12 protein-coding genes and 1 pseudogene are annotated in these 15,535 nt (G+C 72.1%); 6 read left to right on the top strand and 7 right to left on the bottom strand.

All coding sequences use genetic code 11. From position 1 onward, the window contains the following. Positions 1-8 precede the first annotated feature (8 nt). The 4 genes from OG371_RS43905 to OG371_RS43890 form a co-directional block, all read right to left on the bottom strand. On the bottom strand, positions 9-1,919 hold the full coding sequence (locus tag OG371_RS43905) for a maleylacetate reductase and hydroxyquinol 1,2-dioxygenase domain-containing protein (protein ID WP_329063125.1): 1,911 nt from the start codon (positions 1,917-1,919) through the stop codon (positions 9-11). A gap of 95 nt (positions 1,920-2,014) precedes the next feature. Further along, positions 2,015-2,899, bottom strand: a complete 885-nt coding sequence (locus OG371_RS43900; RefSeq protein ID WP_329063123.1) for an AraC family transcriptional regulator — start codon at positions 2,897-2,899, stop codon at positions 2,015-2,017. Between the two features lie 118 nt (positions 2,900-3,017). Then, positions 3,018-3,842, bottom strand: a complete 825-nt coding sequence (locus OG371_RS43895) for an NAD-dependent epimerase/dehydratase family protein (RefSeq protein WP_329063121.1) — start codon at positions 3,840-3,842, stop codon at positions 3,018-3,020. An 88-nt stretch (positions 3,843-3,930) separates the two neighbouring features. Beyond that, a complete protein-coding gene (locus OG371_RS43890; RefSeq protein ID WP_329063119.1) occupies positions 3,931-4,746 on the bottom strand; it encodes an IclR family transcriptional regulator in 816 nt (271 codons plus the stop codon). Between the two features lie 221 nt (positions 4,747-4,967). On the opposite strand from OG371_RS43890, the gene OG371_RS43885 reads away from it, so the two are divergent. From OG371_RS43885 to OG371_RS43865, 5 genes and pseudogenes are all read left to right on the top strand, one after another. Then, complete coding sequence (locus OG371_RS43885; RefSeq protein ID WP_329063118.1) at positions 4,968-5,909, top strand: 5-dehydro-4-deoxyglucarate dehydratase; 942 nt, start codon at positions 4,968-4,970, stop codon at positions 5,907-5,909. Further along, a complete protein-coding gene (locus tag OG371_RS43880; protein ID WP_329063116.1) occupies positions 5,909-7,165 on the top strand; it encodes a glucarate dehydratase family protein in 1,257 nt (418 codons plus the stop codon). The genes OG371_RS43885 and OG371_RS43880 overlap by 1 nt, the downstream gene beginning before the upstream one ends. A gap of 4 nt (positions 7,166-7,169) precedes the next feature. Beyond that, positions 7,170-8,315, top strand: a complete 1,146-nt coding sequence (locus tag OG371_RS43875) for a hypothetical protein (RefSeq protein ID WP_329063115.1) — start codon at positions 7,170-7,172, stop codon at positions 8,313-8,315. A 27-nt stretch (positions 8,316-8,342) separates the two neighbouring features. Beyond that, positions 8,343-9,803: pseudogene (locus OG371_RS43870) on the top strand (aldehyde dehydrogenase (NADP(+))); the annotation flags it as partial. Positions 9,804-9,921: 118 nt separating this feature from the next. Further along, the gene (locus OG371_RS43865) at positions 9,922-12,273 is read left to right on the top strand and encodes a polysaccharide lyase 8 family protein (protein ID WP_329063113.1); all 2,352 of its coding nucleotides are present in this window, start codon (positions 9,922-9,924) and stop codon (positions 12,271-12,273) included. Between the two features lie 600 nt (positions 12,274-12,873). On the opposite strand, the gene OG371_RS43860 is transcribed toward OG371_RS43865, so the two are convergent. Further along, the gene (locus tag OG371_RS43860; RefSeq protein ID WP_329063111.1) at positions 12,874-13,383 is read right to left on the bottom strand and encodes an epoxide hydrolase family protein; all 510 of its coding nucleotides are present in this window, start codon (positions 13,381-13,383) and stop codon (positions 12,874-12,876) included. 37 nt (positions 13,384-13,420) lie between these two features. Here OG371_RS43860 and OG371_RS43855 point away from each other — a divergent pair, with 37 nt between their 5' ends. Further along, a complete protein-coding gene (locus OG371_RS43855) occupies positions 13,421-13,981 on the top strand; it encodes a TetR/AcrR family transcriptional regulator (protein ID WP_329063109.1) in 561 nt (186 codons plus the stop codon). A gap of 63 nt (positions 13,982-14,044) precedes the next feature. Here OG371_RS43855 and rpmJ read toward each other — a convergent pair whose 3' ends face one another. Together rpmJ and OG371_RS43845 are read right to left on the bottom strand one after the other, a co-directional pair. Beyond that, entirely contained in the window at positions 14,045-14,167 is a 123-nt protein-coding gene (gene rpmJ, locus OG371_RS43850; protein WP_328610950.1) for a 50S ribosomal protein L36, read from the bottom strand. A gap of 174 nt (positions 14,168-14,341) precedes the next feature. Continuing rightward, the gene (locus OG371_RS43845) at positions 14,342-15,505 is read right to left on the bottom strand and encodes a VWA domain-containing protein (RefSeq protein ID WP_329073421.1); all 1,164 of its coding nucleotides are present in this window, start codon (positions 15,503-15,505) and stop codon (positions 14,342-14,344) included. Between the last annotated feature and the right edge of the window lie 30 nt (positions 15,506-15,535).

Below are 15,535 nucleotides of genomic sequence, written 5' to 3'. Positions count from 1 at the left end.
TTCCCTGGTTATTCGGCGGGGGAGATGCGGAAGGTGAAGTCGAGGCGGCGCCAGCCCCCGGCGGGCTCGCGGCCGTCCGGCGCGGGGCCGGACTGCTCGGTGAAGTCGACGATCAGCCCGTCCTTGACGCCGAAGACCGTGTCGGAGTCGAGGTAGTCCCCGCCCTGGACGAACAGCTGCGTGACCAGCGTCCGGAAGCCCGGGTGCGCGATCATGAAGTGCACGTGCGGCGCGCGGTACGGGTGCCGGCCCACCGCGCCGAGCAGCTGCCCGACCGGGCCGTCGGCCGGGATCGGGTACGCCGAGGGCACGATCGTCCAGAACCGCAGCCGCCCCTCGTCGTCGGTGCGGAAGCGGGCGCGCAGCACCGGGCCGTCGAGGTCGGGCAGCTGGACGTCGTAGAAACCGTCCTCATTGGACTGCCAGACGTCCACCACGGCGCCGGCCACCGGGGTGTCGTGCGGGTCGGTGATCCGCACGTCGGTCCACAGTGGAGTGCCGGGCAGCCCTTCGGCGAGGTCCGCGCCCTGCTCGGTCTCGGGCGGCCCCGACACGTAGAACGGGCCGAGGACGGCGGACGGGGTGGTGTCCGGCGTGCGCGAGTTGGTGAGCACGTCGACCACACTGGACACGCCGAGGGTGTCGGACAGCAGGATGAACTCCTGCCGGGTGTCGCTGGAGATCTGGCCGGTGCGCGTGAGGAAGCCGATCGCGTACTCCCACTCCTCCTGCGTGAGGTCGTTGCGCAGCACGTACGAGTGGAGCGTGCGGACGAGGTCCGAGAGCAGCCCGCGCAGCCGCGGGTCCGGGGTGGCGGCGAAGCTGTCGACGACCTGCCCGGTCAACGCGCGCACGTCCGGCAGACTCCCGGCCGCCGCGGCGGGGCGCTCGCCCGTCCAGGCCTGGCGCAGCAGGTCTTCGATGCCTTCGCGAGTCACCTCGCGCGGGTTCGGGTACGGCGCGGCGGTCGCCAGTTCGGCGGCCTTGGCCAGGTCGGCCTCGGCGAGGCCCAGCTCCGCCAGCGAGCGCGGCGCAGGCAGCCCGGCGATGAGGTCGTACATCCCGGTAGCGGCGTCCGGTGCGCCCAGAGCTTCAGCGATCCGCCGCATGGCCTTCGGCGCTCCGGAAGTGTTGTACGCCATGGCATACGGCAGCACGACGGTGTGCGTTTCCGCGTGCGGCAGGCCGAAACTGCCGCCGAGGGTGTGGCACAGCTTGTGGTGCAGCGACATCCCGACCGAGCCGAGGCAGGAGCCGGCCAGCCAGGCCGCACGCAGGGCGTCCGTGCGAGCGTCCACATCGGACGGATCGGCCGCGATCCGCGGCAGGGCGCCGGCCAGCAGCCGGATCGCCTCCACCGCGAACTGGTCGACGATCGGGTTGGCCTGCGCCGAGTACAGCGCCTCGACCGCGTGGGCCATGGCGTTGACGCCGCTGGTCATCGAAAGCCCCACGGGCAGGCCGAGCGTCAGGTCGACGTCGTACAGCACCACCTCGGGCAGGACCTTCGGCGAGGACTGCGTGGTCTTGCGCCCTTCGGCCGTCTCGCCGAGCACCGGCGTCATCTCGGAGCCGGAGTAGGTGGTCGGCACGATGAGCTGCGGCAGGTCGGTGCGCAGCGCGATCGCCTTGGCCAGGCCCGTCGCGGAGCCGCCGCCGAGCGCGACCACCGCGTCGACGTCGTGGTCCGCGACGACCTTGAGCGCTCGCTCGGTGACGTCGACGGGCGTGTGCATCGCGGCGTCGTGGAACTCGGCGGCCAGCAGCGGGCCGAGCGCCGCCGCGACCGGCTTGGCCCGCGAAGCGCTCGCCACCAGCAGAACCCGGCTCACGCCGAGGCGGCGGACCTCGTCGGGCAGGGTGGCCAGCGCGCCGCTGCCGAAGACGACCCGGGCCGGGTTGGCGGTGTAGCTGAACATCGATGTTCCTTCCACGCGGGGTCTGTCGAGTATCGGCGCCCCGCGCGGTGGTTTCCTGCACGATCCGGCCGTGCGGGCTGCACGAAACGCGCGCGTCAGCGGGCGCGGCGCAGGGCGGCGGGGGTGGTGCCGAGGTGGCTGCGCAGCACGCGTGTGAGGTGTTCCTGGTGCGAGAAGCCGCAGCGGGCGGCGATGTCCGCGATCGGCTCGGTGCCGGTGCGCAGCAGCAGCCCGGCCTGTTCCACGCGCAGGCGCAGCAGGTAGCGGTGCGGCGGCAGGCCGGTGCGCGCCTTGAACCGCCGCGAGAACCGGCTGACGCTCAGCCCGGTGGCGTCCGCGAGCTCGGCCAGCCCGAGCGGCTCGCCCAGCCGTTCGGCCATCAGCTCCCGCACCCGCGAGAACTGGTGGTCCGACAACGCGGCGGGCACGGGCGGCTCTTCGGGCGCCTGCGCGGTTCCGGCCCGGTGACGGCGGGCGAGCTGAGCGGCGACGAGGGCGCACAGCTGGTCGGCGTACGTCCGGGTGGTCGGCTCCCATTCGCGGACCACGCCGTCGAGGGAGAGCACCAGCTGTTCCAGCAACGGGTCGACGCTGCCCAGCTCCTCCGAAAGCCGGATCGGCGCTTCGGTGCCCGCGGCCTCCTGCACGGCGGTGTCCGCGACGTAGACGTGCAGTGTGTCCAGCTCGCCGCCCAGCTCCACGGACAGGTCGGTGCCCGAGGGCTGGAGGAACAGCTCGCGCGCCTGCATCCTGCGGCTCATCTCGGCCGGCGTGCCGGCCCGGCGGCGGACGGTGACGGGACCGGCCAGGTGCAGGATCAGCTGGTGCGTGCGGGCCGCGCCGAACTCACCGCGGTACGGGTGCTCGTGCTGCTTGGAGAGGTAAACGTGCTCCCAGCCCAGTCCCGCGCTGGTGCGCTCCGGGCGCATCCAGGGCAGGCCGAGGATGCCGTTGGTGTCGGCCGGCCCGAGCTCGCCCACGCTGTCCTCCCTCGGCTTCGAGGTGTGCGGACCAGTGTAGGCGGCCCGGGTGTCCGTCAAGGACTCCTTACCCGCGTCCCACGCGGGTAAGGAGTCCTTGACGGCTCGGGGCCGGGCGTCAGATCGGGTTGAACTCGCCCAGCGGCGCGGTGCAGAACGGGCCGCCGACGAAATCGGCGGCCGCGCCGGCCGGGCCGGGCTTGTCCGCGAGCTGCCCGGCGTACGCCTCGGCGTTGTCGAGGGACTTGTAGCCCAGCGCTTCGGCTTCGGTCAGCGAGTAGATCCGCCGCGTGTTGTCCGAGACGCCCCAGATCAGCCGGTAGCCCGGCGAAGGAGCACTCAGGCAGGCCTCGAACAGGCGCGCGCCGTCGTCCGGCGAGAGCCAGGTGGTCAGCCCGCGCGGGCCGAGCTGCAGCGGCGTCTCGAAACACGAGCCGATGCGGACCACGATCACGTCCATGCCGAACCGCGAGTGGTACAGGCTGCCGAGCGACTCGATGGCGGCTTTGCTGACGCCGTAATAGGTGTCCGGGCGCGGGCTCGAGTCGGCGGGCAGGCCGGCCTCGCCCGCGTCGGCGTTGCGGCGGAAGCCCACCGCGTGGTTGCTCGACGCCAGGACCACGCGTTTGATGCCGGCCTGGCGCGCGGCCTCCAGCACGGTGTGGGTGCCGTTGATGTTGACGTCCAGCGTGGCTTCCCACGAGTTCTCGCGGCTGTGCCCGCCGAGGTGGATCAGGGCGTCGGCGCCCGCGCAGGCCGCGGCCATCACGGCCGGGTCGGTGACCGAGCCGGTCACGATCTCGACGGCCTCGCCGTCCTCGGCGGCGGGCTGCGCGGCCAGGTCGAGCAGCCGCAGCACCCGGCCGGGGCGGCGCAGCCGCGGCCGCATCAGGGTGCCGACGATGCCTGCCGATCCGGTGATCAGCACGCGCTGGTCTGCCATGGGGGTCCTCTCGCAACGGGGAACGGGAACGCCCTCGCGCGCGGCGCCGGTCAGGGCCGGTGCCGGGCCCGGGGACGGGTGGCGGCGGTCAGCGGATGCCGGCCCGGCGCAGCTGCTGCCCGAGCTCGGCGGTGGTTTCGGCCAGCAGCTCGCCGACGCGCTGGACGTCGGCGTCGGTGACCTGGCCGATCGGCATCGAGCAGCTCATCGCGTCGGTGCCGGGGATGCGGTACGGGATCACCGCGGCGACACAGCGGACGCCGAGGGTGCCCTCCTCGATCTCGGCCGCGTACCCGCGCTCGCGGGTACGCGCGAGATCGGCGTGCAGCGCGGCCATGTCGGTGATCGTGTTCGGGGTGAGCGGCGGCAGCTCGGCCGGCATCAGGCTCTCGATCTCGTCGTGCGTCAGCTCGGCCAGCAGCGCCTTGCCCAGCGCCGTGGCGTGGGTGGGCAGCGTGCGGCCGACGCGCGAGACGAGGTGCGTCGAATGCTGCGACTCACGCGTCTCCAGGTACACGACCTCGGTGCCGTTGCGGCGGGCGAAGTGCGCGGTGAACCCGGTCTTCTCGCGGATCCGCTCCAGCGCCTCGGTGGCGAACGGGACGATCGCGTCGCGGTCGAGGTACGCGGTGCCGCAGATCAGCGCACGCACGCCGAGGCGGTACCGCGCCGTGTTCGCGTCCGCCTCGAGCCAGCCCGCCTCCAGTAGCGTGCGCAGCAGGCCGTGCAGGCTGGAGCGCGGGAAACCGGTGCGCGTGTGCAGGTCCGAGAGCGAGAGCCAGACGTCGTTCGCGGCGAAGGTCTCGATCAGGTCGATCGCGCGCCGCGCGGACTTCACGCCCGCGGGCTCCGCACTGGGCGTGGTGCCGCTCGCCGCGACCGCGGTGTCGAGCTTCTGCGGCATGGTGCGTCCTCCCACCGGCCGTTGACTTGTGACTCCGGCCATATTAGCGTCCCGAACAGCATTCTTATGGATGAACATAGTCACCATAACAGACTCCATTCAGGAATGTGAACACCGGGGAGTGTCCCGAGCATGCTGGGGACACCAGTGGGATCGTCGAACCCGTGCACCGGGCGCGCCGCCCCGGCCACACCCGACGAGGACGGAAAGAGCAGAAACTGATGGCACAGACCGAGATCGAGCTGGACGGCCTGCTGGCGTTCCCGCTGACCCCGTTCACCGACGACCTCGAGGTGAACCTGGACGGGTTCGCGGAGAACGTGGAGAGTCACGTGGCCGCCGGCGCGGGCGCGCTGTTCGTCGCCTGCGGGACCGGGGAGTTCAGCTCGCTCTCGGCCGGCGAAGTCGCTTCTGTGCTGGCGAAAGCGCGTGAGGTGGCCGCCGGGCGCGTGCCCGTGTGGGTCGGGGCCGGCGGCGGTGCCGCGGCCGCGCGCGCGGGGGTCGCGGCCGCGCAGGCGGGCGGCGCCGACGGCGTGCTGCTGCTCCCGCCGTACCTGGTCACCGGCCCGCAGTCCGGGCTCGTCGACTACGTCCGTTACGCCGTCGGCGACACCAGCGTGCCGGTGATCGTCTACCACCGCGGCACCGGCGTCTTCACCGCGCCTTCGGCCGCGAGGCTGCTCGACATCCCGTCGGTGGTCGGCCTCAAGGACGGCTACGGCGACGCCGAGGTGATGACCCGCATCGTGACCACCATCCGCTCGCTGGGCACCGAGCGTTCCGACGGGTTCCTGTTCTTCAACGGCCTGCCCACCGCGGAGGTGTCGGCGAAGGCGTACGCGGCCATCGGCGTCGCCCGCTACTCCTCGGCGGTGCACTGCTTCGCGCCGGAGATCGCCCACCGCTTCCACCGCGCGCTCGCCGAGGGCGACACCGCGGTGATGGACCGCCTGCTCGCCGGCTTCTACCTGCCGCTGGTCTCCCTGCGCGACGAGACGCCGGGCTTCGCCGTCTCGCTGGTGAAGGCGGCCGCCCGGCTGCGCGGCGACAAGGTCGGCACGGTCCGGCCGCCGCTGATCGAGCCGACCGCCGAGCAGATCGACCGGCTGGGCAAGGTCGTCGAGGACGGTTTCGCCGTGCTGAAGGGGATCGAGGGCCGCTGATGAAGATCGAGGACGTGGTTCTCACCCCGGTCGCCTTCGCCGACCCGCCGCTGCTGAACGTGATGGGCGTGCACGAGCCGTTCGCGTTGCGCAGCGTGGTGCAGGTCCGGTGTGAAGACGGAGTCGTGGGCCTCGGCGAATCCTACGGCGACGCGGCGTTCCTCGGCGAGGTGCGCAAGGTGGTGCCGGAGCTGGCCGGGCACGACGTGTTCGACCTGCCGGGGCTCAAGCGGATCGTCACGAAGGCGCTCGCGGGCACCGTGCTGACCGACGCGCACGGCCTGATCGGCGGGTTCTCCATCCGCAAGACGATCGCCAGCGTGTACGCGCTGTTCGAGGTCGCCTGCCTCGACGCGCAGGGCCACTACCTCGGCCGTCCCGTCGCCGACCTGCTCGGCGGCAAGGCGCGCGACGCCGTCGACTTCTCCGCGTACCTGTTCTACAAGTACGGCGCCCACATCGGCGCGCAGGAGGACAGCTGGGGCGAGGTCGTCACGCCGGAGCAGCTGGTCGGCGAGGCGAAGCGGATGGTCGAGGAGTACGGCTTCCGCTCGATCAAGCTCAAGGGCGGTGTTTTCGAGCCGGCGCAAGAGGTCGACGGCATCCGCGCGCTCGCCGAGGCGTTCCCCGGGCACCCGCTGCGGATCGACCCGAACGCCGCGTGGACCGTCGAAACCAGCATCCGCGTCGCCGAAGAGCTGGACGGCGTGCTGGAGTACCTCGAAGACCCGACGCCGGGCATCGAGGGCATGGCGAAGGTGGCCGAGCGCGCGAGTATGCCCTTGGCCACCAACATGTGCGTGGTGAACTTCGGCGACATCGAGCCGGCGTTCCGCGCCCGCGCCATCGGCGTGCTGCTCTCGGATCACCACTTCTGGGGCGGGATGCGGGACACCCAGGCGCTTTCGGTGACGTGCGAGAGCTTCGGCGTGGGCCTGTCGATGCACTCCAACAGCCACCTCGGGATCAGCCTGGCCGCGATGGTGCACGTCGCCGCCGCCACGCCGCACCTGACCTACGCCTGCGACACGCACTGGCCGTGGAAGACCGCCGACGTGATCGCGCCGGGCGCGCTGGAGTTCGTCGAAGGCGCGGTCAAGGTGCCGGAAAAGCCGGGGCTGGGCATCGAGATCGACCCCGACGCGCTGGCTCGCGCGCACGAGGACTTCGTCCGATGTGGATTGACCAAGCGGGACGACGTGACCTACATGCGCCAGTGGACCCCGGGGTTCGAACCGAACACGGCGAGGTGGTGACGCGGTGAAGGTCACCGGATACGCCTACTCCTGGGACGTGCTCGAGCCTGGCTTCGTCGAGCGGGCGCGGGAACTCGGAGTGGACGAGGTCGCGGTCGCGCTGACCTACCACGGCACCCGCGCGGCCACGCCGTCGTCCGAAGACCGCACGTCGGTGATCGCGCCGCACGCCGCGATCTACCGGCCGGTGCGCGAGGAAGCCTGGCAGGGACAGGAACTCCGTCCGTCCACAGCGGACTGGGTCGCGCAGCCGGACAGCGGGGGCGACGCCGTGCGGCTGCTGAACACAGTCGGTGTCCCGGCCGCCGCGTGGATCGTGCTGACGCACAATTCCCGGCTGGGCACCGCTTTCCCGCAGTACACCGTGCAGAACTGCTTTGGTGAGAGCTATCCGTGGGCGCTGTGCCCGGCACAACCGGCGGTCCGCGAGTACGCCGCGACCTTGACCGCCGAGGCCGTGGCGGGCCTGGAGTTGTCGTCGGTGATCCTCGAAGCCTGCGGCCCGCTTGGCGCGGTGCACCAGCACCAGCACGAGAAGACCGACGGCGTGTGGGCGCCGGCCGTGGCGCGACTGCTGTCGATCTGCTCTTGCGCGGCCTGCGCTGAAGGCTGGGACGGGCTTGACGCCGCCACGGTGCGCGACCAGCTGCGCGCCGAGGTCCGGCGGCTACTGGACACGGGTGATCTGAGCGTCACCGAAGACCGGCTGCCGGCGTCGGTGAAGGACATCGTGCTCGCCGGCCGCCAGCGGGCCACCGACGCGTTGCGTGCCGCGGTGCTCGCCGTGCTGGAGCCGGGCACGCGGATCGTGCTGCACGGCGCGCTCGACCCGTGGGTCACCGGCGCGCTGCCTGGCCTCACACCGAAAGCGGCCGACGATGTCGCCACGGTCGTCCTGTTCAACTGGGTGCCCGGTCAGGGCAGCGTCGACGCCGTGGCCGCGGCCCGCGCCGCGTTGCCCGCGAATGTCGCGATCGGCAGCTACATCACGACCGTCGCGGCGAACCCCGTGCCCGACATCGAGGCCTACGTGACCGGGCTCGGCCAGGCCGGCACCACCGAGCTGCACCTCTACCATCTGGGACTGGCGGGCCCCGGCCGGCGGCCGGACCTGCTCGCCGCCACCGCGGCGGCCCACCGCGAGCCCTGAACCGCCGATCCACCCGAGGAGAACCGTTTCATCATGAGCCGAGAGACCTCCGCCCCGGAGCTCGAGCACATCCTCGCCGCGGCCGCTGCCGCCGCCCGGCCGTTCGCGGCCTCGACCCCGGCCGAGCGGGCCGGCTGGCTGACCGCCGTCGCCGACGCGCTCGACGCCGAGGCCGAAGAGCTGATCGCCCTCGCCCACACCGAGACCCACCTGCCCGCCGCGCCGCGACTCAAGGGCGAACTGGCGCGCACCACGTTCCAGCTGCGGCTGTTCGGCCAGGTGCTCAATGACGGCGCCTTCCTCGGCGCCACGGTCGACCACGCCGACGCCGACTGGCCGATGGGCCCGCGCCCGGACATCCGCCGCGTGCTGGTGCCGATCGGGCCCGCGCTGGTCTTCGCGGCCAGCAACTTCCCGTTCGCGTTCAGCGTGGCCGGCGGGGACACCGCGTCCGCGCTGGCCGCGGGCTGCCCGGTGGTGCTCAAGGCGCACCCGGGCCACGAGGAGCTGTCCACGCGCACCGGCGAAATCGTCGTTTCCGCGCTGGCCGCCGCCGGTGCTCCCGAGGGCGCCTTCGCGGTGATCCACGGCTTCGATCAGGGGATCACCGCGCTGAAGGACCCGCGGATCGCCGCGGCGTCGTTCACCGGCTCGGTGCCCGGCGGGCGCGCGCTGTTCGACATCGCCGTCTCCCGCCCGACGCCGATCCCGTTCTACGGCGAGCTGGGCAGCGTCAACCCGGTGGTGGTCACCCCGGGCGCGGTCGCGGCGCGCGGCGAGGCCGTGGCGAAGGCGTACAGCGGCTCGTTCAGCCTCGGCGCCGGGCAGTTCTGCACCAAGCCGGGCCTGCTGCTCCTGCCGGAGGGCCACGAGCTCGAAGGCACCCTGCGCGAAGCCGTCGGCGGGGTCGCGCGCCAGCCGATGCTGAACGAGCGCATCGCGTCCGGGTTCGCGCACAAGCTTTCGGAGCTGCGCGCGGCGCCGGGCGTCGAGACGCTCGTGGACGGCACCCACCAGGGCCAGGAGTTCACCCCGAGCCTGCTCGCCACCACCGCGAAGGAGTTCCTGGCCGGCGGCGAAGCGGTGCGCGAGGAGCACTTCGGCCCCGCGTCGCTGATCGTCACCTACCGCGACCAGGCCGAGCTGATCGAGGTGCTGGAGACGCTGGAGCCCGGCCTCACCGCCACCATCCAGGGCGAGGAAGACGAGGCCGAGTACGTCCGCGCGCTGCTGCCGGCGCTGACCCGGCTGGCCGGCCGGCTGCTCTGGAACGACTGGCCCACCGGCGTCACGGTGAGCTGGGCCCAGCAGCACGGCGGCCCATACCCGGCCACCACGGCGCCGACGACCACCTCGGTCGGCACCGCGGCGATCGAACGGTTCCAGCGCCCGGTCGCCTGGCAGGGCTTCCCCGACGCGCTGCTGCCCGAGCCGCTGCGCGAGGACAACCCGTGGCAGCTGCCGCGGCGCACGGACGGGGCCCGCTGAGCTCTTCCCGCTCCCACAACTGAATCCGCCGCCGCCACCCCCCTGGTGAGTGCCCGTTTGCCGGCACTCGCCAGGGTTCCCGCAAGCCAAGGACGTCTTGATCCTGGGAGGCATCGTCATGCCCGTGAACCGGAGAACTGCTTTGCGCGGCGGCGCCATCACGGCCGCCGCGGTCGCGCTGGCCGGCACCGTGCGGCCCGCCGCGGCTGCACCGTCGGCCCCCGCCGCGGCCGACCCGTACCAGGCCATCGTGGCCGGCTACCGCGAGCTGCAGACCGGCATCAACCGGCCCTCGCCCGAGCGCACCGCGGCCCTGAAGAACCTGGGCCGGGTCGCGAAGTCGTACAACGACACCATGTCGGTGACCGGCGGTCCACTGTGGACCGACCTGCCGCTGGGGCCGGGCAGCGACTACACCACGTCGATGTACGGCCGGCTGCGCGCCATCGCGGTCGACTGGGGCACCCCGGGCGGCACGCTGTCCGGCGACCCGGCGGTGCTGGCGCGGATCAAGCAGGCGCTCGAGCTGATCTACACCAGCCAGTACAACCCGCAGGTCGGCGAGATCGGCAACTGGTACACCTACGAAATCGGGGTGCCGTACTACGTCCTGCACACACTGGTCACGGTCGCCGGCGAGCTGACCGCCGACGAGCTGGCCCGCTACGTCAGCCCGATCAAGCGGTTCGTGGGCAATCCGAACGTGCGCGCCAACAGCCCCTCGGTGGTCGAAACCGGCGCGAACCGGGCGGACAAGGCGCTGATCTCCATCGTGTCGGGCGCGCTGACCGGTGACGCGGCGTGGATCAAGACGGGCATCGACGCCATCACCGACGTCGCGGGCGGTGGCGCGGCGAGCGTCGTCGCGAAGCTCGACAAGGCCGCCGGCGACGGCTTCCACGTGGACGGCTCGTTCATCCAGCACGACACCATCCCGTACCCCGGGCACTACGGCATCGTGCTGCTCACCGCGCTGGCCGGCGCCATCCACGTCACCGAGGGCACCGCGTACGCGGTGCCGGACGACCTCAAGCAGAAGGTGTACGCGCTCGTCGGCGACACCTTCGCGCCGTTCGTCTACGCGGGCGCGCTGATGGAGCCGGTGCGCGGGCGCATGCTCTCGCGGCAGGGCGAGACCGGGCACGACATCGGCCACCAGCTGACGGTCTCCACGCTGGTGCTCGCGCGTTCGGCCACCGGCGCGGCGAAGGACGAGCTGTCCGGCCTCGCGGCCAAGTGGATCGGCGAGGGCACGTACGCGCCGTTCCTGCAGATCCCGGATCCCGAGCGGTTCGCGCCCGGGCCGGACCTGGTGGCGACGCCGGGCATCGAGTTCGCGCAGGACCTGCTGGCGGCGCGCCCGCGGCCGGCGAAGATCGTGGCCACGCACCGGATCTTCGGCCAGCAGGACCGGATGGTGCACGTGACCGAGGGCTGGTCCGGCGCGCTCGGCGTCGGCTCCACGCGCATCTCGCGGTACGAGTCGATCAACGGCATGAACCAGCACGGCTGGTACGTCGGCGACGGCGTGCTCTACACCTTCCTGCCGAACGCGAAGGGCCACTACTCCGACGCGTACTGGCCGACGGTCGACCCGCTGCTGCTGCCCGGCACCACCACCAAGGCCGGCCCGACCGGCGCGCTCGGCGCCACGCCGTTGAGCACCAAGGCCCACGTCGGCGGCGTCCGCTGGGACGCGCGGCACGGCGCGTACGCGATGGATTTCGTTTCCGCCGACGGGACTCTGACGGCGAAGAAGTCGTGGTTCTTCACCCCGTCCGGCATCGTCTGCCTCGGCGCCGGGATCACCGACGCCTCCGGTGCACAGGTCCGGACCACCGTCGAGAACCGCAACCTCGGCGAGAACGGCCGGGGCACCCTGCTCGCCGACGCCCGCCTGATCTCCACCGCGCCGGGCAAGGCGAACGCGCTGCGCAAGCCGCGCTGGCTGCACCTCGACGGCGTCGCCGGTTACGTGCTGCTCGAAGACGCCCAGGTCACCGCGTTGCGCGAGGACCGTACCGGCACCTGGCGCGACGTTGACACCGGCGCCAACACGAAGGGCACCACGGACCCGTACACGCGGCGGTACCAGAAGCTGGTGATCGAACACGGGGTGAAGCCGGCCGGCGCCAGTTACGCGTACGCGGTGCTGCCGGCGGCGTCGGTGGTGGGGACGGTCGCGTCGGTGCTGGCTTGGCGCGTGCGCGCGAACACCGCCGGAGCGCAGGCGATCCGGCTGGCCGAACACACCCTGCTGGCTAATTTCTACAGTGCGGGTACTGTTGATGAGGTAACTGTCTCAGGACCGGCGTCGGTGGCACTGGGGCGGAGCGGCGGAAGCTGGCAGCTCGCCGTGTCCGACCCGACGCAGCTCCAGGACAGTGTCGAAGTGACAGTGCGGCGTAGCACGGTCACGGTGCCCCTGAAGGGCACGTTCGGCGCAACCCAGGTGGTTCCGCTGCACTGAGGTCAAGTTGGTGCGGCGCAAGAACTCTCCGCCGGGCCGGTGTACCCCGACCCGGCCCGGCGGAGTCATATCAGCTGCCCAACTGGATCGCGCGGCGCACGTCGGCGGCGTAGGCCTCGGGCTGCTCCCAAGCGGCGAAGTGGCCGCCGGCCTCGTGCTCCACGTACTCGCGGATGTTCAGGAACGCTTCGGCGTAGCTCCGCGGCTCCGGCTTGGTGTCGTGCGCGAACACCGAAAGCACGGTCGGCGTCTCGATCCGCTCGGGGACGGCGACCGGTTCGGCGTAAGTGGCGAACGAGGTGCCGATGGTGCCGGAGACCCAGTAGGCGGTGACCCAGGTGAGAAGCTCGTCCAGGGTGAAGGCCCCGTCGTCGGACCAGGCTTGGAGCTTCTCGACGATCCATGCCGCGAGGCCGGCCGGTGAGTCGCCGAGCGCGACGGCGAGGGTGTTCGGCCGCGTCGACTGCTCCGCGATGTACCCGCCCTCGGTCCGGAACCACTGGGCCGCCCGGCCGAGGTAGGCCGCCGCGTCGGGCGCGAGCTTCGCCGGGTCCGCCGTGAACGCGTGCTGTGGGGCGATGTTCGTGAGGTGCAGGGCGGTCACCCGGTCCGGGTGCTCGGCCGCGAGGAGCTCCGCGACGGTGGCGCCGACGTCGCCGCCGGACACCGTGTACCGCGGGTGGCCCAGCGCGGCCAGGCTGTCCGCGAGGACCGTGGCGATCCGGCCGGCTGACATGCCGGGCGTGGTGAGCGGGCCGCGAACGGGAAGCCCGGCAGCGCCGGGACCACCACGTGCGCGTCCGTGAGCAGGGGCCGGAGACGCTCGAACCGCAGCACCGAGTCCGGCCAGCCGTGCAGCAGCACGACCACCGGGGCGCCGGGATCCGCGGACCGCTGGTGGATCAGCCGCAGCTCGGTGTCGCCGGCCTTCACCGTCACCCAGGGAAGTTCGGCGATACGGCGCGAGTGCACGCCCCAGTCGTAGCCGTTCGCCCAGCGCTCGAGCAGTGCGTCGAGGTGGGCGCTGGTGATGCCGCGCGTCCCGTCGTCGCTCCACGGGGTCGTGACCCGCCGCGTCCGCTGGAGCCGGTCCCGCATCTCGTCGTTCATGTGTATCAGCGTACACATTATGTGTATGCTCGTACACATGACTTCGCGCAACGCCGCCGCCACCCAGCAACGGATCCTGGAACAGGCCCGACGCCAGTTCGCCCAGCACGGGTACCGGGCGATCACGGTCAAGGGCGTGGCCGACGCGGCAGGGGTGTCGCCGAATCTCATCACGCGCTATTTCGGCGGCAAGGAAGGTCTTTTCCTCGCGGCGACCCAGGTGGAGATCCCGGTCGCGGACTCGTTCGACGGCGAGCGGGCCGAGCTGGGCGCGCGCCTCGCGGCGAGCATCGTGCGGCGCTGGTCCGGCGCGCCGGGGGAGGACCCGCTGCTCGCGTTGCAACGCGCGTCCGGCGAACGCCCGGAGGCGGCGGAAGCGCTGGCCGTTTTCCTCGACACGAACTCGCTTGACCCGCTGCACCGCTACCTGCGCGCGAGTGGTCTGGACGACGCGGAAGCCCGCCGCCGAGCCGCCGCGATCGACGCTTTTGTGCTCGGCGTCTCGACGCGTCGCCGGGTCTTGCGGGCCGAGCTCGGCGATCCCGATGACCTTCAGGCTTGGCTGGCCGCCACCATCCAGCGCTTGGCTGATGGCTGACTCCGGTCTGGACACGACAGCGCCGCCCGGCCTGATGGGCTGGGCGGCGCTGGGCGAAACGAGTCAGCCCTGGCGGGCCTTGTTCCGCGGGTTGTCCCGGTTGATCACGAACACCTTGCCGTGGCGGCGGATCACCTGGGCGCCCGGCTGGCGGGCCAGGGAGCGGACCGACGTGCGAACCTTCATGGCTACCGTCCTCTCTGGAAGTCTGACAGCAGGTTTAACAGCGTGACCGGTCGGTTTAGTCCCGCGGTGTGGCCGCTGTGTCGGCTGTGTCCGGGCGTGGTCCGGCCGGTTGTGGTCCGCGTCGGCGTGGCGGGCGGGCCGCCTGGTTCACGCCGCCTGTTGACGTCTCCTGGTTCACGTCGCGGTGGCGGCGGCCGACCAGCGGGCCAGGTCCTCCCCGCGGATGGCGGCCGCCATCAGGTCGGGGAAGAGGTCCGGGGTGCAGGCGAAGGCCGGGACGCCCAGCTCGGCCAGGGCGGCGGCGTTCTCGTGGTCGTAGAACGGCGCGCCGGAGTCGGAGAGGGCCAGCAGGGTCACCACCTGGACCCCCGAGCCGACCAGCTCGCCGACGCGGCGGAGCAGGTCTTCGCGCACCCCGCCCTCGTACAGGTCGCTGATCAGGACCAGCAGGGTCTGCTCGGGGCGTTCGATCAGGCCCTGGCAGTAGGTCAGCGCGCGGTTGATGTCCGTGCCGCCGCCCAGCTGGGTGCCGAAGAGCAGGTCGACCGGGTCGGCGAGGTACTCGGTCAGATCGGCCACCGCGGTGTCGAACGCGACGAACTTCGTGCTCAACGCCCGCATCGACGCGAGCACCGCGCCGAACAAACCCGAGTACACCACCGATTCCGCCATCGAGCCGGACTGGTCGACGGCCAGGATCACCTCGCGCTGCACACTGTGCTGCCGCCGGCCGAAGCCGACCAGCCGCTCGGGCACGATGGTCTTCAGCTGGGGGGAGTAGTGCTTCAGGTTTTTGTGCACGGTGCGCGCCCAGTCGATGTCGGCCGCGCGTGGGCGCTGGGTGCGGGCCGCCCGGTCGAGCGCGCCGCGCACGGCCGCACGGGTCCGTTCGGCGAGCCGCTCCTCCAGCTGCGTGACCACGGTCCGCACCACGGTGCGCGCGGTCTCTTTCGTCTCCTCGGGCAGCACGCCGTTCAGTGAGAGCAAGGTGCCGACCAGATGCACGTCCGGCTCGACGGCAGCCAGCAGCTCCGGCTCCAGCAACATCCGCGTGAGCCCCAGCCGATCGACGGCGTCACGCTGCATCACCTGGACCACCGAACCGGGAAAATACCGCCGGATATCGCCCAGCCACCGCGCCACCCGCGGCGCCGACGCGGCCAGATTCGCCCCCCGCCGATCGCCGCCGCGGGTGTTTTCCTCCCGCTCGTCGTAGAGGGCCGCCAGCACCGCGTCGAGCCCTCTGTCCTCTTCGGACAGTGCCCGGCCGGTGCCGTCGTCGCCCCCGCCCAGCACCAGCCGCCAACGGCGCAACCGATCGGGCGCGACCGGCGCGATGGGACCGGTGGGCCCGGCCGCTCCGCTCGG

Origin of the sequence: Amycolatopsis sp. NBC_01480 (assembly GCF_036227205.1) — a bacterium.
Classification (GTDB): domain Bacteria; phylum Actinomycetota; class Actinomycetes; order Mycobacteriales; family Pseudonocardiaceae; genus Amycolatopsis.
This window is presented reverse-complemented; position numbering and strand designations above follow the sequence as displayed.

Coding starts and splice junctions, on each gene's coding strand:
- OG371_RS43855 (WP_329063109.1), top strand. CDS start 13,421: ATGACTTCGCGCAACGCCGCCGCCACCCAGCAACGGATCCTGGAACAG.
- OG371_RS43860 (WP_329063111.1), bottom strand. CDS start 13,383: ATGAACGACGAGATGCGGGACCGGCTCCAGCGGACGCGGCGGGTCACG.
- OG371_RS43905 (WP_329063125.1), bottom strand. CDS start 1,919: ATGTTCAGCTACACCGCCAACCCGGCCCGGGTCGTCTTCGGCAGCGGC.
- OG371_RS43880 (WP_329063116.1), top strand. CDS start 5,909: ATGAAGATCGAGGACGTGGTTCTCACCCCGGTCGCCTTCGCCGACCCG.
- OG371_RS43865 (WP_329063113.1), top strand. CDS start 9,922: ATGCCCGTGAACCGGAGAACTGCTTTGCGCGGCGGCGCCATCACGGCC.
- OG371_RS43890 (WP_329063119.1), bottom strand. CDS start 4,746: ATGCCGCAGAAGCTCGACACCGCGGTCGCGGCGAGCGGCACCACGCCC.
- rpmJ (WP_328610950.1), bottom strand. CDS start 14,167: ATGAAGGTTCGCACGTCGGTCCGCTCCCTGGCCCGCCAGCCGGGCGCC.
- OG371_RS43895 (WP_329063121.1), bottom strand. CDS start 3,842: ATGGCAGACCAGCGCGTGCTGATCACCGGATCGGCAGGCATCGTCGGC.
- OG371_RS43885 (WP_329063118.1), top strand. CDS start 4,968: ATGGCACAGACCGAGATCGAGCTGGACGGCCTGCTGGCGTTCCCGCTG.